Below are 21641 nucleotides of genomic sequence, written 5' to 3'. Positions count from 1 at the left end.
GCATGATGAACTTTTAATTTACAAGTTCTTATGAACTTATATTACGACCTTTTGAGTTGAATAACAAAGTCTATTTTGAAGCATTCTCGGCGAAAATACGTCAGAAACGAGAAAGAGAATGCCGTAGCAAGCTCAATCTTAGCGGGATGAGCGTTTTGACATTCTCACTACAAAGTCTTATGATTAGTTCAAATGAACTCATTGCAACGAAGGGGCTTGCTTATGGAAACCTTTTATTTAACGAGAAAACAAATGGCCGGCTTGCTGATGTCTCTTACCGGGAAGACGGATCGGACGCCGCTGGCTACACTGCAGGAGGCCTGGGCCAAATCGCACCGGTCGGACATGGAGCACGGCAAGACGCTGGGGGCGTTCGTATCCACCTCGCTGCCTCCGATCTTCGAGAAGCTGATCAAGATGAAAAACACGGGCGAAGGCTTCTCGTTAACCGATATCGTTGCGCTCGGCAATCAGATCGAATACGCGCAGTATTCGGTCACTTCGGTGCAAAATTGGGTGAAGCGCGATTTCAAGTCGCTGATTCCTTCGCCGCGGCTAGGGAAAAAATATTCGATCGATCAAACCGCCATCTTGTTCATAATCGACGATTTGAAGGCGACGCTTGATTTCGAGTCGATCCGCAAGCTGCTGACGCTCGTCTTCAACCGCCCGGACGACGATGCCGACGATGTCGTTTCCCCGCTACGCTTGTACACCGCGTACTCCTCGATCTTTGAAGAGCTCGACCAAAACAATGACCAAGTGCTGGACCTGTCCGGACACGACAGCGGCCTGCGTAACCATGACCATATGCTGGAGCAGTTAATCAAGCAAAAAGCCGACGACTATGCCGGGACGGTGGAAGGATTGAGCGACGGGCAGAAAAAGCTGCTGAGCCATACGATTTTTATCGCTATGGTGTCGGTGCAGACCTCGTATTTTCAATCCCTGGCCAAACGTTATTTGAACGCAACGCTGTTTTTGCAGGATCTGGTGTAGCGTTTTATGTCGCGGCAACTTTAGCTGCAACTTGTTCTCGGACAGGCCCTGCCCGCAGGCTCGTGCTATAATGTTACCGTGAAGGGAGGGAATTTGGTCATGCTAACCTTGAGAGCCGCACGGGAAGAAGACATGCCTTGGGTGAACGAGCAGTACCGGGAAGTGGGATTCGCCGCATCCGATTATGGGAACGAAATTATCGCGCTCGCCGAATGGAACGGGGAAATGGCCGGCGTCGGCCGCTTAGTCAACATGGGGCAGGATACCTACGAGATGGGCGGCATCTATGTGCAGGAGCGCTTCCGGGGGAAGCAGGCGGCAAGCGCCATCGTCGGTTTGCTGGTGGAGGAGGCCGGGCGGCGGGGGATTCCGCACGTCTACTGTATTCCGTTCGCGCATCTGGAGTCCTTCTACAGCCGGTTCGGCTACAAACGGGTGGAGAACGAGTCTGCCGTACATCCTGGCGTATTGAAGAAATATCGATGGTGCCGCACCGAGTATCCGCAAGAGACGATCTTGATGAAGCTGATTCCCTGACAGTCATTGTCAGTGATTGTTTGTTATACTAAACACAATCAACAGTAAGGGAGATGCAGCAAATGACGAAATCCGTTCAACCCATGCTCGAGCCGTTCACGTTACCGAATGGGATCGAACTGAAAAACCGCATCGTCATGGCACCGATGACGCATTCCGCTTCGCTGGCGGACGGGTCCGTTTCGGATGTGGAAATTAAATACTATGCAAGACGGGCCAGCGGGGTCGGCATGCTGATCACTGCCGCAGCCGGCGTCACTGCCGACGGGAGCTTCCCGGGGACGGCGCTCGCCGACCGCGACGAGCTGATTCCCGGGCTGAGCCGCCTGGCCTCAGCCATCAAGAGCGAAGGAGCCAAGGCGATTCTGCAAATCGTTCACGGCGGACGCAAGTGCTTTCCGGGCGGAGATCTCGTGAGTGCAAGCGCGATCCCGGAAGAAAAAGAAGGGGCAGCCGTGCCCCGCGAACTGACCGATTCCGAGATCACCGGAATCATCCGGGCGTTCGGCGAAGCGACCCGACGGGCGATCGAAGCCGGCTTCGACGGGGTCGAGCTTCACGGGGCCAACGGATTTCTCATTCACCAGTTTTTCTCCCCGCACTCCAACCGCCGCACCGACCGCTGGGGCGGAACGCTGGAGAAGCGCATGACGTTCCCGCTGGAGCTGATCGACGAGGTGCAGCGGGTCGTACGCGAACATGCAAAGGAACCGTTCATCGTCGGGTACCGGCTTTCACCTGAGGAGCCAGAAACGCCGGGGATTACAATGGCGGATACGTTAGCTTTTGTCGAGGTGCTTGCGGGTCGTGGACTCGATTATCTCCATATCTCGCTCAATGATTTCCGGTCCGTTCCCCGGCGCGGGGCGGACGATTCCCGAACCCGCCTGGAGCTCATTCAGGAGCTGGTCGGCACCCGGGTCCCGGTGATCGGTGTGGGAGCGATCCGCACCGCTCAAGACGCCGTGCAGGCGCTGGAGTCGGGAATTCCGCTCATCGCGATCGGCCGCGCGCTCATCATCGAGCCGGATTGGGTTGCTAAAGTGGCGCAAGGACGCGAGCGGGAGCTTCGTATGACGCTGTCCAAGAACGATCAGGAAAGCCTCGCCATCCCGGATTCGCTTTGGAAGATGATCTTAACCGTCCCGGGCTGGTTCCCGGTCGAAGCCGAAGCCTAGACAGCAAGCTTTCATCCAAGCGAAATGCAGCAAGTAGGAAGGTTACAACTCTCCATCCTTTTGGAACGGGGAGTTTTTTTATTTTCATGAAGCTAAGAAACCGGTCGACTTGTTTTTTGATTGACAATCGGGATTGTTATTCTCTATAATTTCGACTAATATCAAAGTCAAATGAAAAGGTGAAAAGCGACATGTCTCCTCGTACCAGAGAGCAAAACGAAGAAATTCGGAAGCAGCGTAAACAAGAAATTTTGCAGGCGGCGATCCGCGTGTATGTCGATAAAGGCTATTCGGCATCCGAGATGGGGGATGTCGCGAGTCAGGCTGGGCTTGCGCATGGGTTGGTCTACTATTATTTTAAGAGTAAAAAGGCATTGTTCCGCGAGCTTTATGAAGTCATGATGGAGGAATCCAGAAAATTTACGAAGACCTTCTTCGAACAAGAGGGATCTGTGTTTGAGCTGTTTAAGAATTATGCTCACATCGTATGTGAACGTGTCTTGGAGGATCCTGTAATACCGCGATTTTACATGCGGATTAGTTTGGATTTACAGCACTTGTATACGCCGGAAGAGTTTTCTCCGTTCGAGTGGGTGAAAAGCTTCATGTATCCGATGACTCAAGCGATTGAAAGGGGAGTCGGGCAGGGCACGATTCAACCAGGTGACGCTAATCTGATGGCTATGCAATTCTGGGGTTCTGTGTCTCAGGGGATGAATTATCTGGATCAGGTGCAGCAGGAACTTATAGCGCAAGGTATTCCGGAAACGGCATTGAAAGAGCAGTTGAAGAAGATTTTGAATCAGGTGGTCGAATCGTCTGTGTCTTTGTTTAAGCCTCAATAAATTTTTTTACTTTTATTATTGACTTATATGTCAATCAAAAATATGATGGCAATAAGGAGAGTGATTGGAATATGGCTACGATTCGCAAGGAAATTATGATTGAGGCCAAACCCGAGCAAGTGTGGGATGCGGTGCGTGATGTCGGCGCGGTGCATCGGCGCTTCGTACCCGGCTATACCGTGGATACACGTCTGGATGGCGATTACCGAATTCTCACCTTTTCGAACGGAGCGGTCGTGCGTGAACTTATCGTAGCTGTGGATGACGAGGTGCGTCGGCTGGCGTACGCAGTAGTGGAAGGACGTATGCCGCTTGTGCACCACCATGCGTCGTTCCAAGTCTTTGCCGAGAATGATAGCCGCAGCCGGCTTGTTTGGATCACCGACTTTTTGCCTCATGAGCTCGAAGCGGAGATCCGAATGCGCGTAGAACGGGGAGCTGAAGTGATGAAACAAACGATTGAAGCGGAAGTTCAAGCGGACAGCCGATGTCATAAAAAAGGAGATGAAAAATGATGAAAATATTGGTTATCGCAGCCCATCCGAATTTGCAACAGTCGCGCGTCAACAAACGTTGGATAACGGAATTGCGCCAGCATCCCGATCGAGTGAATGTGCACGAGTTGTATGCAGCGTATCCGGAAAAAACCATTGACATCGAGCGCGGGCAAGCTCTGCTAGCCGAGCATGATCGCCTTGTTTTGCAATTTCCGCTTCAATGGTACAGCACGCCGTCGCTGTTAAAGCAATGGCTGGATGAAGTCTTCACAACGGCCTGGCTGTTCGGACCCGGCGGCAGGGCCGTAGCAGGTAAAGAACTTTTGCTTGCCATCTCCATCGGAGGGGTGGAAGCGTCTTACCAGGCAGGAGGCTTGATCGGTTACACCATCAGCGAACTGACCCGGCCCTTGCAAGCCCTTGCCAACCAAATCGGCATGACGATGCTCCCGCATTTCAAATTGTACGGCGCGGCACAAGCAACGGACGAGCAGATCGAAAGCAGCGCCAAACAGTATCTCCAATACATCTTGAACCCTGAACTCGATCCCCGAATAGCCAGACAGCGAATGCTGGACGAGATGAAACAAAAAATGAAGGCAGCTCAGAAGTAGTCCTTACACCACGGACTCCCTCCTTTTAAACGCGATATTTGGTATAATGGGATGATTTAGAAAAAGTGGTGAGGGTGGACGCTATGAAATCCGATTTTCGGGAAGTAAAATTATCCGAATTAAGCGATATTCAAGTTGATTATTTTGTTGGGCCGTCAAAGACTGTGGAATATCGCGATATGATGATTATAAAATACTCGGGCGAATACGGCTTCGGCTCGGCGGGGAACAGCGATGCGGTATATATGAAAGCGATGGGGCGGGCGGCGCTGGAAGCCTGGAAACCGGATGCGGTTATTTTGGACTGGTCCGATCTGAAGTACGAATGGGGAGATATGCTGGAGTTGGCGCTAGATGTCAGTACAGGCTGCTGCGAGCCGGCCCTACCCCTGGCTGTCATCGTGGGCCCGCCTTGCGAGGAGGCCGTCAGGACGCTGCTGCTTGGAATCAACAGCGATGAAGGGCTGGAAACGATCGAATGGGTGTTCAAGAATAAAGACGAGGCGATCGATTATATCGAACAACAATTGCAGAAAGTAGGGTCCTAAACAATGAATACTTACGTTGCGATGCTGCGCGGGATTAATGTGAGCGGACAAAAAATAATTAAAATGGACCGCTTGAAAAGCATTTTCGAATCGATGCAGCTGCAGGAGGTGACGACTTACATTCAGAGCGGGAACGTCATCTTCGAGACGACGGAAACGGATACAATCGTTCTTCGCGATCGGATCGAAAGCACGTTAAACGAGGCGCTAGGGTACGACGTTCCCGTCGTGATCAGGAGCAGAGACGAGCTTGATGAGGTCATTAAGCGAAATCCGTTTGCCGTCGCGGTGCTCAAGGAAGGTGAAAAAGTATATGTAACCTTCCTCGCATCGCAGCCGACCGCCGAAGCGATAGAACATTTCGAGTCGTACAACAACGATGTGGACGATTTCCGGGTGCTGAGCCGGGAAGTATATATTTTATCCCGGAAGGGGTACGGGAAATCTTTATTTTCGAATAATTTTGTGGAAAAGAAGCTGAAGGTGACCGCGACGACAAGGAATTGGGAAACGGTCAACAAGCTTGCCGATCTCAGCAGACGATGAAGAAACTGCATATCTTACTAAGTTCTGTAACTTTTACTCTTGCTATTGCGTTTAGTATTTGGGCACGGTTGGAACATAGCCGCGGTCCAGCTGCGAACGAGAATCTAATCATAGGAGAGCCTGAACGCTTATGTTAACGATTACGACGGAAAGATTGCTTATCCGGGAGTATAAGGAAAACGATTTCGATGAACTCAAGATGCTGCTTTCCGACTCTGAGACGATGCGCTTCTGGCCGCAGCCTTTTGGCGATGAGCAAGTCCATCGTTGGCTGGAGCGAAGCATTCGAAGCTATCAAGATTCAGGGTATGGCAGATGGGCTGTCTTTCTGAAGGCGAATCGGAAGTTCGTCGGTGACTGCGGCTTCATGAAATCTAAAATCATAGATCGCTTCGAAAACGACCTGGGCTATATCATTCACCATCCTTACTGGCATCAAGGCTATGGGTACGAAGCGGCCAAGGCTTGCTTGGAATATGGCTTCGGTCCATTGAAATTCGACTGCGTATGCGCCAATATGCCGCACGACCATTTTGCCTCGCAAAAGGTGGCCGAAAAATTAGGAATGAAGCGGGAAGCGCAGTTTACGAATCCGCGAAACCGGAACCTGCTGACCTATGTATACCGGATAAGCAGAAATGAAGCCTCTGGCAAGGAAGGAAATTGACTTGAACAAGCAGCGATTTGTGATGTTCACGGCGATAGGAGGGAGTCTGCGATGTGGAACAAACTGTTCAAGTTTGGGGAGACGCCGCCGATCCGGCTAATCACGGTTTTGTTTTATACAGGGTGGATTCCAATAGCTTATAAAGCCGTCCTATTCGGAGAAGAAATCTATAGGACGAATACCTATATGGCCACGGTTAAAGAAGGATATTTTTACACGGCCAAGGCGGTAAACGATCTTCCGAAGGGATTCGTGTACGGTGTTGTCGCTTTTGCGGTAGCTGTTGTGATCTGGAAGATATTTTGCGAGATTTTGCTGATCGTTTTGCGGTTTTTCGAATCGAGCAAATAAGCAAAGAGCCCGTTATTCTCGAAAAATTCAAGCTAAGCACACCGATCTTCCAAGCTTTGGGCGATGTCAACCGGCAGCAGATCATTACGCTTCTGCTGGAGCAGAACAGCTTGAACGTCAATCAAATTACCGAGCGTATGGATATTTCCAGGCCCGCAATTTCCCACCATTTGAAAATTTTAAGACAGGCCGATCTGATCGATTTCGACCGCAGCGGCAAAGAGAAATATTATCGCTTAAGCAAAAATTTGCGCGGTTCGCTGCAGCTGATTAAAGATTTGATCGTCGCGGTGGAGGAAAGTAACTAATTTTTTTTGATTAATAAGTTCATAAGTTTAAACCTAATAAAATAAGAGGGTGACATGAATGAAGGCAGTCGTGTTTGGAGGCAGCGGATTTATCGGGAGTCACACGGTGGAGCAGTTGGTGCTGGCCGGGCATCGGGTGACCGCGGCCGTTCGCGAGCAGAGCGATACGGCTTTTTTGGATAGCCTGAGGGTGAACGTGGTCCGGGTTGATTATTCCGATCCGTCGTCCATTGCTGCAGCTATTCGCGCACATGAGATCGTCTATAATTGTACGGCAGATGCGAAGCTGCATACGGTGATCGACACGGAAGCCGAGGTGGAGGTCAAGCTGACGCGGAGGCTAATCGAAGCGGCCGCTTCCCAAGGGGCCGAACGTTTTATCCAGTTAAGCACGATTGTCATGTACGATTTTCGGACAGGAGACCCGATCGACGAATCCTACGTGACCGTACCGGAGTATCCGATCCAAGCGCTGGCCGTGAAGAGGGAGGAAGTGGTCCGGCAAGCCGGGAGGGGAACCGGGATCGGGACAATTTTGCTGCGTCCAGCCAGTACGATCGGGGTGCGTGATCTTTCGTCGTTCTTTTCCAGGCTGTATAGGGCGCATGCTCACGATCAATATCCGATCATCGGAGACGGCACCGGCCGGGTGTCGTTAATCGATACGCGCGACATCGGACGGGCGATGGTATGGCTTGGGACCTTGGATAGGAACGGTCAAGCGGACGACGCTTACCTGTTGAAAGGGTTCGACACGACTTGGGGCGGACTGAAAGCCGAGATCGATCGCGCCGCCGGAAAAGCTGCCGCAACGGTACGGATTCCGGAAAGCCCGACGGAGGAGCAGCTGGCTCAGCTTCATTTGACCCCTTTTGCGATAAAAAGCTTCACCGTCAACCGGTTATGGAACGACAGTAAAATTCGCCGGCAAGGCTTTGCGCCTCGCTACTCTTTGACCAATGCCGTGGATGCAGCCGTCCTTGACTTGATTCGCCGGAACGGGAACAACTTTTAAATATCGCTCTTAACAAGGTCCAAAGAACATGATAAACTTCCTTTGTGAACAAACGATGGGAGGATTTACCTATGTTGCCTGCGGATATTGTTTGGAGACCGAGCACGGGGATCGGTTATGAACACCTTAAAGTCAGAGAGGAAAACAATCAAATTCTCATTGATAGTATTGTTATTGGAAGTCAAAATAACAATGACATCTTCAGAATTAAATATGATATCGTGCTCGATAAAAGCTGGGTCACCAGAGCAGTCACGGTTCGTTACTTGGGAGAAGATCAAGGCTTGCGTCTCTCGTCCGACGGCAATGGGATCTGGAAAAATGAACAGGGACAAGTTATTCCCGAATTATCAGGCTGCATGGATATTGATATTTCATGCACTCCCTTTACGAATACACTTCCGATCAACCGATTACCGCATGAGCCATTGCAGCAGCAGGAGATCCAAGTGGTCTACATTTCTGCCGCCGATTTGAACTATAAACAGGTTAAACAGAACTATACCTTGCTTGAAAGCGGGAAGGATTCGTCTATATTTCGATATCAGAGCGGGAATTTTACGGAGAGCATTACGGTCGATTCGAACGGTATCGTAGTGGTCTATCCGAATTTATTTTATCGCGAGATGGGACCAGATGCACGATAAAAGGGTCCATAACAAAAAGCCCCGGAAAGGGTCTTTGTATATTTCATGCGACAGCGGAGGATTAAAAGTTTAGTACACTCTTGGACCACTCGGTGTATCCTTTGGAGGATTTCTCTTTTGCGATTTTGGCGTAATCGTCGGCTTTTCCAATGTTATTTAAATATTCGTTATAATCGCTTGCTTTTTTGTCCCGGACATACTTATCGAGATAATCCAATGCAAGCTGGTAATGCCGGGCGCTCTCCTGGTAATCGGTTAGTGTGAACATTATCTGGCTTGAATTGATACCATACTTATCGAAATCGTCATAAACGCTTTTCGTTGTGTCCTTCGTTAGACTTGTTAGCATTTCATTGGCTTTGAAGTAGCTTGTCTTGGCAATGGAAATTAAGGAGGAAGCCTCCGCTTTCCCTGCATTCATGGCATCGGCAGTCAACCGGATGGTAGTGCGGGCGGAATCCAGCGATTCGCCGAGTGTCTGTAATTTCAAGTATAGCTCGGCGGCAGCGGCATATTTCTTAAGCTTCTTTGCATCGTTTTGCTGCATCGTGACCTCAGATTTGTCCACTGCTGCAGGAGGTGCCGTAGGAGGCTCGGGGAGCTTAACATCCACCTGATAAGCGTCGCCGTCCCATGTCACGGAAGCCCCGAGCTGCCGGAGTAAAGAAATCGGCACGAGTGTGTTGCCGTCATAGATCATGGCAGGCACTTCGCCCGCTTCGAGCGGCTTCCCGTTCGACGTTACTTTCACGATCGGATTTCCTTTGTAATCCCCGTTCAATCCGGAGGCGCTGACGGCTCCGGCCATCAGGAGTAGGGTGGCGGACAATACCGCAATTTTCTTTTTCATGGATTTCCCTCTCTTATTCCCCATCAGTTGGGGGGATTGGCTAATTATTGGATAGCAATCCTAATTATCTATATTTTCAGCGGGTTTGTCCAATGATGGGCCGCTAACTGACGTGTAGAGTAGATGCATTCCGCTTTGCTCGGCACCATGATGAACAAGGCGCTTCAGCACGAGTGGAAGGAGTACGGCGAGCGGGGATACAACCGGGAAAAGTAAGGATCGCGCGCAACACAAGGAAGAGGGATCTGCGTCAGCTTTGACGCCGGTTCCTCTTTTTTTTCATGGTGACATGACCATACCATTTATTATTGGCAAGCGATGTGATATATTAGGTATTGCCTAATAAAGTTAGGCGCTGCCTAATCTTTGAGTTCGGAAAGGGGAAGGCTTATGCTGGTGTGGATGTTAAGAAAGATGATGATGGAGCGGGGCATCCGAACGGGGGCCGCATTGTCCCGGCTGCTCAAGGAAAAAGCAGGCTACGAGCTGTCCGCCCCCTCGATCAGCGCCCTGCTGACCGGCCAGCCGAAACAGATGAAGGCCGAGACGCTGGACGCTCTATGTACGGCTTTGGACTGTACTCCGAACGACTTGTGGGTGCATACGCCGTCGCAAGTCAGAAGCGCATCCATATAAAAAGAAAAGAGGCGTAAACGTTATGGCTGAAAAAAGAATACTGCCGTTCGGCGACCCGGTTCTTCGCAAGAAGGCCAAGCCGGTGGAAGAGGTAAATCCGAGAATCCTTAAGCTGCTTGACGATATGGTCGATACGCTGTATGCCGCAGAGGGCAGGGCGGGGCTTGCGGCGCCGCAGATCGGATTTTTGCGTAGGGTGATTGTAATGGACTGCGGCGACGGACTCATTGAGCTCATCAATCCGGTCATGCTGGACATGTCCGGAGAGCAGATCGGGCCGGAAGGCTGTCTGTCGTTTCCTGGGCATTCCGGGTTCGTGAAGCGGGCCAACCAAGTCAAGATCAGCAGCTTGAACCGGCAAGGCGAGACGTTCGTTCTCGAAGCGGAAGGGTATCTTGCGCGCTGCATTCAACATGAAATGGACCACCTGGACGGGGTGCTCTACATCGACCGGATTGAAGGGAATGCGCTCATTCACGACGAGACGGGGCGCAAGGTCAATGTGTTCGATATTATTCGTCTGTCCAAGCCTGAGCATTAAAGAAGCGGAAGCACCCAAAAAGAAACAGCCCGGACTTGAGGTTCAAGTTCCGGGCTATTTCGCATGTTTTACCTTTTTCTCATCTCGAAAAATTCGCACAAGTCCCTGCTGTGATAAGCCACATCGCTGACCCCGGACTGAATCACGACCGTGTCGTTGTCGAAGCGGGTGATGATCCCGCCGGAACCGACCACATGATCGTCTTGAAAAACCCGGATCGATGCTTCGCGTTCCATCGCTTCCTGGAAATCCGCATCGGTTACCAATCTATGATTGCGCGCCATTCTTGTTCTCCTTCGTCGTTAGGCTGTATCCATTGTACCATATTATTCGGCCAAGGCGTGAAAAGGGCATCGGGAGTGGCATTCTGCCCTACCCGGAAGCATACAGTTTAGAAAGACTATGAATCCATATATCGAGGAGCGGATGGCCGATGCCGACGGTCGTGCATACGATGCCGGCGTTAATCCGGCACGAGACGGACATGCAAATGTTCCGCCAATGCTTGTCGAGCCTGGAGCGGGCCGAACAGAGAGCCGTCCTTGTGCTGCATAATCAAGGCATGCTTACGAACGACCGTTTGCTGGAAACGGCAAGCTCGTTTGAGCTGGATGTGCATGTGATCGGCAGCGGGGAGAACGTTGGCATTCCCGCGGCGAGACAGGCTTGTTTCGAGTATGTTTGGCAGCATATTCCGGATTGCGCATACCTAACCGAAATTCATCCGGATATGCTGTTTCCTGCCGGCTGGACGATGCCGCTTCAAGCTTTCCTATGGGAACGGCCGCAGGAGCCGTGCGTCTGTCCGGGGATATTGACGGCCGCCGGGGAATGGCATCCCGAAGGGAAAGGCGTGCGCAGCGCTGCCGTTCCAAGTTCGATCCCGGAGCTGCTCGCCCTGCTGAACGAGTCTAGAAGGGATGAGATGGCCGAGGGATTCGTCCATCCGGTCATGCACCGATCCGAAGCTCTACGGGCGATCGGCGGGTATCGCTTGGAGGATTTGCCGGGAAAACAGGGCTATGAGGACGATTATTTGCTGCTCGCTTACTATCACGAGCTGAGGCTGCCCAAAGGCTGGAAGCCGAAGGCGGATCTTCGTTCCCGAGTCTTTCATTATACGATGGCACAGCGCATGGATTATAGCGATTTGAACGAACAAGCCGGGTTGAATCTGCAAGGGCTGCTGCGGCGTTTTGGAACCCAAGGGCTTCACGACCTGAAAAATATCCATGCCTTGCCCAGTTTTCCGATGGGAGGGTCTGTATGAACGTGGTGCTTTTCGGGGAACCCGGCAGAGAGGAGGAAGCATGGTTTCCGCTGCTGCCGGACTGCCAGGTGCTTGCCGTTTCTGCGGGGAAGAAGTCCGGGAAGAAAAACGGCATCTCCTATGTTCCGCTTTCAGCGGTTAGAGAGCTGGAACCGTCGCATGGGGTGGCCGTGGTGTCCCATCCGTATTGGATGCCCTTCCTTCGGCAGTGGAAGCCTCATGCCGTGATCGGGCTCGCTTACGGTGCGGAGGCTTCATCGGATGCTTCCTTCGATTATTACCGGAAGGCGCTGAATAGGCTTAGCGATGCGCTACTGACCGATTCGGAAGAAGCCATGCTGGACCTGAGTTTGCGGGGCATTCCGGCCTTTTACGCGCCCGGACCGCCTAGTCATGTCTCACACAAGGCCGGAGCGTCGCTTGACGAACGCTACGTTGAGCTTGTGGGCTTGTGCAAAGCGAATGCGAACGTTCACGATTTGGGGCGGTCTTTGCGGGAGCTGGCGTCGCACAAAAGAATGGAACGGACGGAGGGGCTGCTTGAAGCCGTCGAATGCGACCCTCACAACGAAGCTCTTCTCGCGCTTGCCGCTCGTTATTTGTATGTGGAAGGACGGCATAGCGAAGCGGAACACTACGGTTTTCAAGCCTTTGGCCGCTGTGTCGTGGCGAATGGAAGCCGCTGCCTCTCTCTTTACCGCTGGATTGCGATGGTCCAGGCCCGGCAAGACAAGATCGCTGACGCGTTGAACAGCTTCGGCGTTACGGCGATTCAAGCCGAAGACAAGGCCCGCTACCAGCGGCTGCTTGCCGCTTACGATCAGCAGATGCATGCTCTGGTTTGCGCGGACATTTGCCGGGAGAACGGGGATATGGCGTATGCTTTGGAGCTGCTCGAACGTCAACCTGCACCTTTTGACCGTTCCATCCGTTATCAGCTTTACAAAGAAACGGGCCAGTATCCGAAAGCGCTGGATCTGCTTGCTCAAGACCGTCCGAAGGAGCCGGCAGTGGAGCGGGAGAAGTGGCTGCTGCTCGGGGAGCAGGAAGAACAGGAAGGCTGCGTGCCGCAGGCCGTTTCTTTTTATTTGAAAGCGGCTTGCATCGATCAGGAGGTGATTTCGAACATCTTGCGCTTGGAGATGGTGGAACGTTTTTTGGCTGCCTATTCTTAAACGAGGTGAGGCTTCATGCGGCCCGTTCGCAAAACCGAAAATAATCGCTTGACGGCAATGATGCAGGTTCGTAACGAAGAAAATCGTTTTCTGGAAGAAGTGCTCCAAGACGTGAGCGAGTATGCAGATGATATCGTCATCGTAGACGATGCGAGTACGGACCGGACGGTAGACATCTGCCTGTCGTTCCCCAAGGTGAAGGAGGTGGTGCGCCTGGCGGAGCGGCATTTTTCCCGGGAATGGGAACTTCGCTCCCTGCTCTGGAGAGAAACCTGTAAGTACGGACCCGACTGGGTGCTGGCTATCGATGCCGATGAGGTGTTCGAATCGAAATTCAAACGGACGGTCCGGCAGCTTATGAACCAGGACAGCTACGACTGGGTTGCATTCCGGATGTACGATTTCTGGGGCGGACGAACGCATTACCGCGAAGACGAGCACTGGCAGCTGCACAAGCGGCATACGATCATGCTGCTGCGCAATTTGCCGGGCTTTCCTTATTATTACTTGCAGCATGATCATCACGTTCACCGGGTGCCTCTGTCGTACGGAGCGCTTCCGGGCCTAGTGTCGGATATCCGGGTGAAGCATCTCGGCTGGGCGGGCAGTAAGGAGGAGCGCCGCAGGAAGTACGAACGATATAAGCAGATGGACCCGGAGGGCGTCTGGGGAAGCCAAGCCCAGTATGAATCGATTCTGGATGCGGCTCCCCATCTGGTCAAATGGAAGGAGGAGGAGTCTTGAGCAGCGTCGCCATTTTGACGCATAGCTTTTTGGACGCGTATAACGGTCGTATCGATAAAATCTACGGAGGCGGGCTTGAGAGATACCTTTACGAGCTGTGCCTGCTCCTACGGAAGCTGGGCGCGGAACCGGAAGTGTACCAGTTGGCATTCCGCAAGCCGTTCGAGACACGGCTTAAGACGACCGAGCTGGCCGGGATGAAAGTGCACGGATTGTTTTGCGGACAGATCGAGAAGGTGGCGGAGATCTTTGAGGAGATGTCCCACAAAGCAGCCGCTCCGATCATTTACGCGAGCTGCATCTGGCATCCGATCCGCTATGTGCCGGGGTCCCTTGGCATCTGTCACGGCATCAATTGGGACCGGACGGATCTGGTGACCAGCGCCAAAACGCAAGTGGCGGATAATGTCCAGCGCGCTTTAAATGAACTATGGCGCATTGTGTCGGTCGATTCGCATTTTTTGACCTACTGCCGGTCGGTCTGTCATTATTTCGATCCGCTCAAGGTGGAGCTGATCCCCAATTCCGTCGATACGAGCCGCTTTTACCCCGGGGAGCGCAAAGAACAGGGCCGCACAGGCTTGAAGGTGCTGTTCCCCCGCCGAATCAGCCATGAAAGAGGCATTCTTCCCATGATGGTCGCAGCCGATGCGTTGTTGGAGCGGTTTCCGGATCTTCAAATGCAGTTCGTCGGAGAAACGATCGAGGACGCGGACATATGCCGGGCATTTCTGTTCTGGTTATCCTGTCACCCGCATCGGGCAAGAATCACGCATGAAGTCAAATCGTTCGACGAGATGAGGCTCGTCTACGCTGACGCGGATATCGCCGTCATACCGACCGTGTATTCTGAAGGAACGTCGTTGTCCTGTCTCGAGGCGATGAGCTCCGGGCTGCCGGTGGTTGCGACCAACGTCGGAGGGCTTAATGACCTTATTCTGGACGGCTACAACGGCAGGCTGGTGCCGCCTTCGGCCAAGCGGATCACTGCGGCGCTTATTGAGCTGATCGAGGATCGGGAGATGCGGAAGGCTTTGGGCATTCGGGCCCGGGAGACTGCGCGCTGCTTCGACAAGAACATATGGGCCGGCCGGTGGGAGCGGGTGCTGAAGGAATATTTGCGGAAGGAAGAGGCCATATCCTAGAAAATCTGGAGGAATGCTTATCCGTTTGAGGCGATGTGACAGAAACACAAGGGGAATTGACAAACGTTCCATTCATACAAAAAGGCGACGCCTCCCGCCCGTTGACAGAGGGTCGCCTTTTCAAGCGGATAGCCACAAGGATAGCTTCAGCCACTCGGCTTTTTCCAGCGGTTGACCAAGCCGCTCGAATGCGAGCGACCGGTACGCTTGCGCCAGAATAAGCCGGGGCAGCGGCCAATCGGGAAGCCGGTCTTGGACTTGGCGCAGCGCGCCGGCAGCCTCCATCCAGCGCCGCAGCGCGCCGAAAAGCAATCCGTAGGCGCACAACTCCTGCGGAGATAGCCGATCCCGGTCACACCGGGAAAGAATGGCTTGAATCACGAAATCGGGAGACTGCAGAACAAGCTGAAGCAAAGGCGGGCGAAGCAGACCGGGAAGATGCCGGAGCGCTCCCCCGGATTGGCGTAGGTAACAAGCTAGCCCGTCCCAGCAGGCCGCTTCCAGGAAGACGGTGCAAGCGGTAAGGAAGGTGCGCTCATCTGCGGCAGCAGATTCGTCCCGGACAAGCTCCTGCCTGTCATCCTCCTTGGCCGCGGACAACTCGAATTGGATAGCCCAGCGGAGCAGCTCGATATCGAGCGTTCCCTCTTTCGGTTCGTTCAAACCTTGTAATTCGGCCAAAACACCGGCTTTGTCTCCTTGCTTGCAACGTATCAGCCACTGACTGAGGCGAAGGGACAGCGGATTCAGGCTTGCGAGGACTGGTTTGGGTGCCCACTCCCGGATTCGCTGCGCAAGCAACAGCTCGTTGTATTGAAGCAGGCCGCGGACCGCTTCCGTCCATTGCTGTGGCGTCAGTTCCGCCTGCCAGCTTCGGAGGCAGTACAGCAATTCGGCCCAGCGGCCTTCGGCGGCGGTCAGCTCAAGCCAGCGCCGCCAAGTCGGTTCGTACCGGGGGAACGTATCCAGTGCTTGACGGTACGAGCGAAGGGCTTCGACCCGATTCAGCAGCTTCTCCTGTAATTGGCCAAGCCGGTGTGCCGTTGCAAAGCTTCCGGAGCCCGTCTGGCTTGCGTAAAGCCCGGAGCGAGGCGTCAGCGAGAGGGAGTGTTCGTAAGCCTTCCGGGCGAGGCTGTACTCGGTTCGCTCCACGCAAAGGTCCCCCAGGAGATCCCACAGATCGGTAAAATCGGGAAATAAGCGAAGCCCTTCCTTCACAAGCCGAAGCGCTTCGTCGTTGGCTCCCTGCACCCGGAGCAGGAGAGCTGTCTTGAGCAGCAGATCGGGATAAAATCCGCAGGAAGGCTCAAGTGATTTCAGCAGCAGGAAGAACACTCCCATGGCCTCGGTATATTGCTCCGCATGAAGATATTCCGTTCCCAGCGCGTACTGCAGCCTCGAATCCCCCGGGTTTTCCGCGATCGCTTTGGCGAGGAGGGCCGTGTTGCGCTGCGGTTTTCGTTTCTGCCGGACTCTGTCCTCCAAATAACCGTAGTGACGAATCGTAATGCGGCTTGGGATCGGGGTCCAATGCCTTTTCAACAAGGAAGGCACGATATCTTCGTGGATTTTTCCGCTGTAGCGCAAATCGGGCAAATTCCGAAACAATCGGCAGCACGAATCGGTGAAGCTGAGATATTCCGTAAGCTGTCCGTAATAATTGACAAAATGCAAGGCATAAGCGAAGGCGTCGGATCGGCACAACGACTCGGACAGCAGCGGCAGGCATTCGGGCGCCAGCTCCTCATCAGCATCCAGCACCAAAATCCAGTCCCCCGACGCCGCGTCCAGCGCTTGATTCCGCGCTTTTGAGAAATCGTCCTCCCACTCGTGGGTATAGACGCTTGCTCCGAATTCCCGGGCGATGGCCGCGCTGCGGTCCGTTGAGCCGGTGTCGACGACGATGATCTCCGACGCGATTCCGGCAACCGAAGTCAAGCTGCGGGGCAAGAGCCCTTCTTCGTCTTTCACGATCATGCATACCGACAGGCGTGGATTAGACAGAAATTGCTCCCTCCCGCTCCGGCAATCCCTCGTCGAAGGGAAGCGACAGTATAGCGCTCCTGATCAATTCCGGCTTCGGCTCCCGTCGCAACAGTCGGTTCAAGTGAAGTTCGGCATTGTGAGACAAGTTGTAAACCATCTGGAGCACCGAATCGCATTGGAAGTCTTTTTCCAATGTTCGCTGCTGCTCCTCCCATAGGGACAAAAATTGGTGGTAGACGGGATATTTTTTTTGAGCATGAAGAATACGCGCTTTCTTTGCCGTCTCGCTTAACGATTGCGGTGAGCCCGGCTGCAAAAGGGGAAGCCAGTCGTTCGGCAGCCCGTTTTTGAAAAAGTCTTCACTCCACGATTCCCCGGATTCAGGATTCCCTGCTGACGGTTCGGTCAATAGACGACATTCTGCGGCGATATTCAACAGTGCCTGTTTCTCGTCCTCGTCCACTCTATCCGTCAAGGCCCACAACTGCGTCAAGTTTTCCAGCGTCTGGTAACAATGGGTCCGATAAAGGACCTTGGCAATATCGGCTCGTTGCTGCCGTAGGCGCAGCTGGAATGATTTCTGGATTAACGTCATCAGCTCATGCTGCTTCTCTGCCGTCCGGTACAGACGGAACATGCGGTAGAGGGAACGGAGAGCACCCGGCTGCTGTTGGAAGGAGGTGAGGTAGGCTTGCGCCGCTTCGTTGTCCTGAGCCATGGTCTCGCATACGAGACCCAGCAAGTAGTAGGTGGTATGGGACCCGACACCCGCTTCCGTGTGGTAGCCCTTGGGTTCCGAGTAATGAACCGCTTTTCGGAAAGACTGCTTGGCGGAGTGAAAGTCCCCAAGCGTCATCTGGTAACAGCCTTTGTAATGATACAAGTCGGTATAGTCCGGATATAGAGCAATCCCGCGGTCACAGCTGTCGATCGCTTCCTTCAGCCGGTTCATTGCCGCGTAACAACGGGCTTCGCACTTATACAGCAGGTGGGCGTAGTTGGCCATCGGATGCGCATACCGGATCGATTGCTGAAACGCATCCAATGCTTCTTCAACCTGATTATTTTGCAAATATTCAATCCCGATGTTATACAGGTGGAACGAATGCTGGGGATGCTCTTCCAGCTCTTTTTTCAGCAAAGCCAGATTTCGCTCCGTCTTGTTCTTGCTCGCCCGGATATGGGCTTGGTATCCGTAGTGATGCACCCGGATATCGGTCATGACAAAGCGCGCTCCTGGATTTATCTGCTGAATGTTTTCGGCGATCTGCTCATGGATTCTTCCGGTGAAACGGTACCCCGGCAAATTCCGAAACATGCGGATCGTGGGATTGATGCTGGCATTCAGCTCCTGATCGCCAAAATGATTGATGATTCGCACAAAATAAGCATCCGCCTCGGCGCAGCCGGCCCAAGTCAGCAGCTCCTCTTTGCTGCCCGCATCAAGCTCCTCGTCCGCATCCAAAAATAAGATCCATTCGCTCGACGCATGATCCACGCCAAGGTTCCGCGCCCCGGCAAAATCGTCTTGCCACTGCATTTCGATCACACGGGCCTGAAACGACTTGGCAATCGATATCGTCTCGTCCTGCGAACCGGTATCGACCACGATCATTTCCGAGACGACGTCTTTGACGCTTTCCAAGCAGCGTGGCAGGGCTTGCTCTTCATTCTTAACGATCATGCACAGCGAAATGCTGCCAGGCTTCATGGTAATTCCTCCTTTGTACGCCGCGCCAGTATGGACGCCAATCCGACTTGGAGACCAGCTCGATGGAAAGATTGAGTTTCTGTAAATTGGCTTGCAGCAGAGCGGCTTCCGGCATTCGCTCCAGAGCTTCTTGCACAATACTCTTGGCTTGCTGCAAATAACATAAGGCTGCGGCTGTTCTGGCTTTACGATCTTCCGGGTCAAGGCTCAAGGCCTGCTCGAACAGCACGGATGCTTCCTGCCATCGGCCGCGATCATACAAAACGAGCCCCAGAATGTAAAAGCTCTCGCCATCCAGCGGTTCCGTCTCCATGACCGTGAGCAGGCGATCGGCTGCTTGATCCACAAAGCCTTCGTAGAACAGCATTTTTGCCGTAAACGGGCGAAATGCCGGAGTAAGTCCTGTCAGCCTGTCGATGACAACCGGATACTGCATTTGGATGGCCAGATGGAGCAGTGGCTTGACGAACAGCAAGTACGAGTAATCCAAATCTTCTTCGGATATTTCGGCATGCGTTCGAAGCTGCTCGAACAAACGGGCGTAAAAGGCTGCTTCCGGCTGGCGGGTCATCCAATCCGACAAGTAAGCGGGGATGGGAACGGCTTTCTCCAAGCTGTGCAGCAGCAGCGTATGAAAGAGGAGCGGGGCGTCCGGCGCTTCCGAGGCCGTTATCGGTTCGGCCAGACGATGCACTTCCTGGATTTCTCCTTCGCGGATCAGGGACAGAGCGATCCATTCCCGGATGCGCGGCGATCGGGAGAGATAAGAATTCAGCACCTCGCGGCTGGCGCGGTAGCAGCCGACGTCGAACAGAGCTTCGCCAATGCTGATCTCGCACAGCTCGCGAAGCGGATAGGTAGGCGAATCCGGCTGGAAATTCGGGCTTACAATATGAAGGAGCTCCTTGACGATCTCCTCTTCGCATTTGTTTAAAGCGATCAGGACATCTGCAATGCCGACAAACGCTTCTTTGGAATAAAAGCAATGGTTGAGCGCGTCCAGATAAAATTTTAATGCGTCCCTGTATGCGGACCATTTCGCGGCAATGTTCCCCATCCCCAAATAAGAGCGGAAGGAATGAGTGCCGGACTCCGTTAGATAGGAACGGGAAGGGGAGGCGCCGACGGCGGCTTGAAACGACCGAAGCGCCATATCTTCCTGGTGTACAGCCGTGTAGGCAACCCCTAAATAATAATGCAGGTCGGGGTAATCCTCATATTTATGCTTTTCCTTTTCAAGCAGCTTCACCGCTTGCGGAAAGGCGGCGGTTTTGATCAATAATTTGGACAAATCTTTCACGATGGTCGGCCGGTAGGAAACTTCGGACGGAGCACTTTTCAGGGCTTGCTCCAAAAGCTTGACGGCATCGCGATCCATCCCCATCTGTTCGTAGCAAACGCCCAAATGGTAACGGTAATAGGAGGATTTGGGTTGATCCTTAACCGCTTCCTGCAGAATGGTCAAATTTCTCTTGGCCTTTTCTTTTTGTTCCCGCACCTCGGGCAAGTAGCCGAAATGCAGAAGGCTCAGACCGCTTGTACCGATGCAAGTGATCGAACCGTTACGCTTCTCGATGGAAGGGAGGATGTCTTCGTGAATCGGACCTTGGTACCGGTATTGCGGCCGATTCCGGAAAAGGCGCAGCGACCGGTGGTAGACCCGTTCATGAGGGAGCGAACCGGTTACATTTTCCACGTCCAGCCAGAAGGCTTCCAGTTCCGTGGTTTTCAAGGTTTTCTTGAATGCTTGCAGATCGCCTGTCATTTGTTCGTCGGCGTCAAGAACGAGAATCCAGTCTGCCCGGGTTCGAACCACAGCCGCATTGCGAGCTTTGGAAAAATCCTTTTCCCAATCGATACGGAACACCTTGGCCCCGTAAGACTCGGCTATTGGAATAGTTCGATCGGTAGAACCGGTATCCACTACGATAATTTCATCCACCCAGGATTTGACGCTCTCCAGGCATGACGGCAAAAAGTGCTCTTCATTACGCACAATCAGGTTCAAACTCAGCAGCATGACGCGGTTTCCTCCCTCCCAGGAAAAAAACAACCCCTCTGCTATGCAGAGGGATATGTTTTCTATTTTATGAACCTTGAGCGTTGAATATGACGTCAATCGTTCCCGTTACCAACGTCGTTGATGCCCGATACGAGAGGCGGGTATATTTCAAAAAGCGTTGAGGCACGAGTACGTCGACAGATCCCGGAGCCAGGTTCGAGCTGGTTACGTCGGTAAACCAGTTGGTTCCGTTCGCGCTAATTTCAAGTATTGTATCGACGGTTCCCACGGGACTGGAATTGTAGACAAAGAACGAATAAGTTTCCAAAACAGCCGTCGTTATGGCCGCCAGCGGCGCGAACGTCGTAGCTGTACCTGCCGGGACGGCCAAGAAGCTCTGCTCCACGAAGCTGTTCTGGGAGATCGCCGTTAACGTTCCGCCCAAGATGGCGGTAATCGTACCCGCCGTGATGGTGGCTCCCAGTATGGAACCGACGGTGGTCAAGGTCCCCGCGGTGATGGTAGCGCCGAGCACGCTGGAGATGGTGCCATTGAGCAGGTTGGTGATCGTACCGCCCAGAATCGTGGCGCTGACCGTGCCCGCTGTAATGGTAGCTCCCAGTACGGAGCCGACGGTGGTCAGGGTTCCTGCGGTGATCGTGGCTCCGAGCACGCTGGTAATGGTGCCATTGAGCAGGTTGGTGAGCGTACCGCCCAGGATCGTGGCGCTGACCGTGCCGCCGAGAATGGTAGCGCTGATCGTACCTGCTGTAATGGTGGCTCCCAGTACGGAGCCGACGGAAGTCAAGGTCCCCGCGGTGATGGTAGC

General features: G+C 53.2%; 25 protein-coding genes. 19 read left to right on the top strand and 6 right to left on the bottom strand.

Annotation, left to right across the window (positions count from 1 at the left end; all coding sequences use genetic code 11):
- Window positions 1–222 precede the first annotated feature (222 nt).
- The 13 genes from ET33_RS02585 (at window position 223) to ET33_RS02525 (ending at window position 8752) form a co-directional block, all read left to right on the top strand.
- Complete coding sequence (locus tag ET33_RS02585; RefSeq protein ID WP_036676121.1) at window positions 223–999, top strand: DUF1836 domain-containing protein; 777 nt, start codon at window positions 223–225, stop codon at window positions 997–999.
- A 99-nt stretch (window positions 1000–1098) separates the two neighbouring features.
- Window positions 1099–1536, top strand: a complete 438-nt coding sequence (locus ET33_RS02580) for a GNAT family N-acetyltransferase (protein WP_036676120.1) — start codon at window positions 1099–1101, stop codon at window positions 1534–1536.
- 62 nt (window positions 1537–1598) lie between these two features.
- Complete coding sequence (locus tag ET33_RS02575; protein ID WP_036676117.1) at window positions 1599–2714, top strand: NADH-dependent flavin oxidoreductase; 1116 nt, start codon at window positions 1599–1601, stop codon at window positions 2712–2714.
- A 191-nt stretch (window positions 2715–2905) separates the two neighbouring features.
- On the top strand, window positions 2906–3559 hold the full coding sequence (locus ET33_RS02570; RefSeq protein ID WP_036676114.1) for a TetR/AcrR family transcriptional regulator: 654 nt from the start codon (window positions 2906–2908) through the stop codon (window positions 3557–3559).
- Between the two features lie 71 nt (window positions 3560–3630).
- Window positions 3631–4074, top strand: coding sequence for an SRPBCC family protein (locus tag ET33_RS02565; protein WP_036676112.1), 444 nt, complete (start codon window positions 3631–3633; stop codon window positions 4072–4074).
- Complete coding sequence (locus ET33_RS02560; RefSeq protein WP_036676104.1) at window positions 4074–4670, top strand: NAD(P)H-dependent oxidoreductase; 597 nt, start codon at window positions 4074–4076, stop codon at window positions 4668–4670. Before ET33_RS02565 ends, ET33_RS02560 begins: the two co-directional genes overlap by 1 nt.
- Window positions 4671–4753: 83 nt before the next feature.
- A complete protein-coding gene (locus ET33_RS02555; protein WP_036676101.1) occupies window positions 4754–5218 on the top strand; it encodes a hypothetical protein in 465 nt (154 codons plus the stop codon).
- 3 nt (window positions 5219–5221) lie between these two features.
- A complete protein-coding gene (locus ET33_RS02550; protein WP_036676098.1) occupies window positions 5222–5764 on the top strand; it encodes a DUF1697 domain-containing protein in 543 nt (180 codons plus the stop codon).
- Between the two features lie 130 nt (window positions 5765–5894).
- Window positions 5895–6431: a GNAT family N-acetyltransferase gene (locus tag ET33_RS02545; protein WP_036676088.1), complete on the top strand. Its 537-nt coding sequence runs from the start codon at window positions 5895–5897 to the stop codon at window positions 6429–6431.
- A gap of 51 nt (window positions 6432–6482) precedes the next feature.
- Window positions 6483–6782 carry a hypothetical protein gene (locus ET33_RS02540; protein WP_036676086.1) on the top strand — a complete coding sequence of 100 codons (300 nt, stop codon included), beginning with the start codon at window positions 6483–6485 and terminating at the stop codon, window positions 6780–6782.
- A complete protein-coding gene (locus ET33_RS02535) occupies window positions 6770–7090 on the top strand; it encodes an ArsR/SmtB family transcription factor (RefSeq protein ID WP_036676505.1) in 321 nt (106 codons plus the stop codon). The genes ET33_RS02540 and ET33_RS02535 overlap by 13 nt, the downstream gene beginning before the upstream one ends.
- 58 nt (window positions 7091–7148) lie before the next feature.
- On the top strand, window positions 7149–8105 hold the full coding sequence (locus ET33_RS02530) for an NAD-dependent epimerase/dehydratase family protein (RefSeq protein ID WP_036676083.1): 957 nt from the start codon (window positions 7149–7151) through the stop codon (window positions 8103–8105).
- A gap of 71 nt (window positions 8106–8176) precedes the next feature.
- A complete protein-coding gene (locus ET33_RS02525) occupies window positions 8177–8752 on the top strand; it encodes a putative glycolipid-binding domain-containing protein (protein WP_036676082.1) in 576 nt (191 codons plus the stop codon).
- 61 nt (window positions 8753–8813) lie between these two features.
- Here the strand turns inward: ET33_RS02525 and ET33_RS36190 are convergent, their stop codons facing one another.
- Entirely contained in the window at window positions 8814–9602 is a 789-nt protein-coding gene (locus ET33_RS36190; RefSeq protein ID WP_051775068.1) for a stalk domain-containing protein, read from the bottom strand.
- Between the two features lie 390 nt (window positions 9603–9992).
- Between ET33_RS36190 and ET33_RS02515 the strand changes: the two genes are divergently transcribed.
- Window positions 9993–10238, top strand: coding sequence for a helix-turn-helix domain-containing protein (locus tag ET33_RS02515; RefSeq protein WP_036676080.1), 246 nt, complete (start codon window positions 9993–9995; stop codon window positions 10236–10238).
- A 22-nt stretch (window positions 10239–10260) separates the two neighbouring features.
- Window positions 10261–10779, top strand: a complete 519-nt coding sequence (gene def / locus ET33_RS02510) for a peptide deformylase (RefSeq protein ID WP_036676079.1) — start codon at window positions 10261–10263, stop codon at window positions 10777–10779.
- A gap of 68 nt (window positions 10780–10847) precedes the next feature.
- Here the strand turns inward: def and ET33_RS02505 are convergent, their stop codons facing one another.
- Window positions 10848–11063: a hypothetical protein gene (locus ET33_RS02505; RefSeq protein WP_036676078.1), complete on the bottom strand. Its 216-nt coding sequence runs from the start codon at window positions 11061–11063 to the stop codon at window positions 10848–10850.
- Between the two features lie 149 nt (window positions 11064–11212).
- Between ET33_RS02505 and ET33_RS02500 the strand changes: the two genes are divergently transcribed.
- Genes ET33_RS02500 through ET33_RS02485 form a run of 4 tightly spaced genes read left to right on the top strand, consistent with a single transcriptional unit; the run spans window position 11213 to window position 15113 of the window.
- On the top strand, window positions 11213–12049 hold the full coding sequence (locus ET33_RS02500; protein ID WP_051775067.1) for a hypothetical protein: 837 nt from the start codon (window positions 11213–11215) through the stop codon (window positions 12047–12049).
- Complete coding sequence (locus ET33_RS02495) at window positions 12046–13224, top strand: hypothetical protein (protein ID WP_036676071.1); 1179 nt, start codon at window positions 12046–12048, stop codon at window positions 13222–13224. Before ET33_RS02500 ends, ET33_RS02495 begins: the two co-directional genes overlap by 4 nt.
- A 15-nt stretch (window positions 13225–13239) precedes the next feature.
- A complete protein-coding gene (locus ET33_RS02490; protein WP_036676069.1) occupies window positions 13240–13968 on the top strand; it encodes a glycosyltransferase in 729 nt (242 codons plus the stop codon).
- Window positions 13965–15113: a glycosyltransferase family 4 protein gene (locus ET33_RS02485; protein ID WP_152570581.1), complete on the top strand. Its 1149-nt coding sequence runs from the start codon at window positions 13965–13967 to the stop codon at window positions 15111–15113. Before ET33_RS02490 ends, ET33_RS02485 begins: the two co-directional genes overlap by 4 nt.
- 120 nt (window positions 15114–15233) lie before the next feature.
- On the opposite strand, the gene ET33_RS02480 is transcribed toward ET33_RS02485, so the two are convergent.
- The 4 genes from ET33_RS02480 to ET33_RS02465 form a co-directional block, all read right to left on the bottom strand.
- A complete protein-coding gene (locus ET33_RS02480) occupies window positions 15234–17090 on the bottom strand; it encodes a tetratricopeptide repeat-containing glycosyltransferase family 2 protein (protein ID WP_036676066.1) in 1857 nt (618 codons plus the stop codon).
- Between the two features lie 19 nt (window positions 17091–17109).
- Complete coding sequence (locus ET33_RS36185) at window positions 17110–18810, bottom strand: glycosyltransferase (protein ID WP_051775066.1); 1701 nt, start codon at window positions 18808–18810, stop codon at window positions 17110–17112.
- Window positions 18773–20830: a TPR domain-containing glycosyltransferase gene (locus tag ET33_RS02470; protein ID WP_036676065.1), complete on the bottom strand. Its 2058-nt coding sequence runs from the start codon at window positions 20828–20830 to the stop codon at window positions 18773–18775. Before ET33_RS02470 ends, ET33_RS36185 begins: the two co-directional genes overlap by 38 nt.
- Before the next feature lie 67 nt (window positions 20831–20897).
- Window positions 20898–21641: DUF6385 domain-containing protein (locus ET33_RS02465; protein WP_036676064.1), on the bottom strand; the 744-nt coding region annotated here is incomplete at its 5' end.

Origin of the sequence: Paenibacillus tyrphae (assembly GCF_000722545.1) — a bacterium.
GTDB classification, from domain to species: domain Bacteria; phylum Bacillota; class Bacilli; order Paenibacillales; family NBRC-103111; genus Paenibacillus_G; species Paenibacillus_G tyrfis.
The sequence above is the reverse complement of the archived record's forward strand: the minus strand, read 5'-3'. Positions and strand labels throughout refer to the sequence as shown.

Coding starts and splice junctions, on each gene's coding strand:
- ET33_RS02585 (WP_036676121.1), top strand. CDS start 223: ATGGAAACCTTTTATTTAACGAGAAAACAAATGGCCGGCTTGCTGATG.
- ET33_RS02580 (WP_036676120.1), top strand. CDS start 1,099: ATGCTAACCTTGAGAGCCGCACGGGAAGAAGACATGCCTTGGGTGAAC.
- ET33_RS02575 (WP_036676117.1), top strand. CDS start 1,599: ATGACGAAATCCGTTCAACCCATGCTCGAGCCGTTCACGTTACCGAAT.
- ET33_RS02570 (WP_036676114.1), top strand. CDS start 2,906: ATGTCTCCTCGTACCAGAGAGCAAAACGAAGAAATTCGGAAGCAGCGT.
- ET33_RS02565 (WP_036676112.1), top strand. CDS start 3,631: ATGGCTACGATTCGCAAGGAAATTATGATTGAGGCCAAACCCGAGCAA.
- ET33_RS02560 (WP_036676104.1), top strand. CDS start 4,074: ATGAAAATATTGGTTATCGCAGCCCATCCGAATTTGCAACAGTCGCGC.
- ET33_RS02555 (WP_036676101.1), top strand. CDS start 4,754: ATGAAATCCGATTTTCGGGAAGTAAAATTATCCGAATTAAGCGATATT.
- ET33_RS02550 (WP_036676098.1), top strand. CDS start 5,222: ATGAATACTTACGTTGCGATGCTGCGCGGGATTAATGTGAGCGGACAA.
- ET33_RS02545 (WP_036676088.1), top strand. CDS start 5,895: ATGTTAACGATTACGACGGAAAGATTGCTTATCCGGGAGTATAAGGAA.
- ET33_RS02540 (WP_036676086.1), top strand. CDS start 6,483: ATGTGGAACAAACTGTTCAAGTTTGGGGAGACGCCGCCGATCCGGCTA.
- ET33_RS02530 (WP_036676083.1), top strand. CDS start 7,149: ATGAAGGCAGTCGTGTTTGGAGGCAGCGGATTTATCGGGAGTCACACG.
- ET33_RS02525 (WP_036676082.1), top strand. CDS start 8,177: ATGTTGCCTGCGGATATTGTTTGGAGACCGAGCACGGGGATCGGTTAT.
- ET33_RS36190 (WP_051775068.1), bottom strand. CDS start 9,602: ATGAAAAAGAAAATTGCGGTATTGTCCGCCACCCTACTCCTGATGGCC.
- ET33_RS02515 (WP_036676080.1), top strand. CDS start 9,993: ATGCTGGTGTGGATGTTAAGAAAGATGATGATGGAGCGGGGCATCCGA.
- def (WP_036676079.1), top strand. CDS start 10,261: ATGGCTGAAAAAAGAATACTGCCGTTCGGCGACCCGGTTCTTCGCAAG.
- ET33_RS02505 (WP_036676078.1), bottom strand. CDS start 11,063: ATGGCGCGCAATCATAGATTGGTAACCGATGCGGATTTCCAGGAAGCG.
- ET33_RS02500 (WP_051775067.1), top strand. CDS start 11,213: ATGCCGACGGTCGTGCATACGATGCCGGCGTTAATCCGGCACGAGACG.
- ET33_RS02495 (WP_036676071.1), top strand. CDS start 12,046: ATGAACGTGGTGCTTTTCGGGGAACCCGGCAGAGAGGAGGAAGCATGG.
- ET33_RS02490 (WP_036676069.1), top strand. CDS start 13,240: ATGCGGCCCGTTCGCAAAACCGAAAATAATCGCTTGACGGCAATGATG.
- ET33_RS02480 (WP_036676066.1), bottom strand. CDS start 17,090: ATGATCGTGAAAGACGAAGAAGGGCTCTTGCCCCGCAGCTTGACTTCG.
- ET33_RS36185 (WP_051775066.1), bottom strand. CDS start 18,810: ATGAAGCCTGGCAGCATTTCGCTGTGCATGATCGTTAAGAATGAAGAG.
- ET33_RS02470 (WP_036676065.1), bottom strand. CDS start 20,830: ATGCTGCTGAGTTTGAACCTGATTGTGCGTAATGAAGAGCACTTTTTG.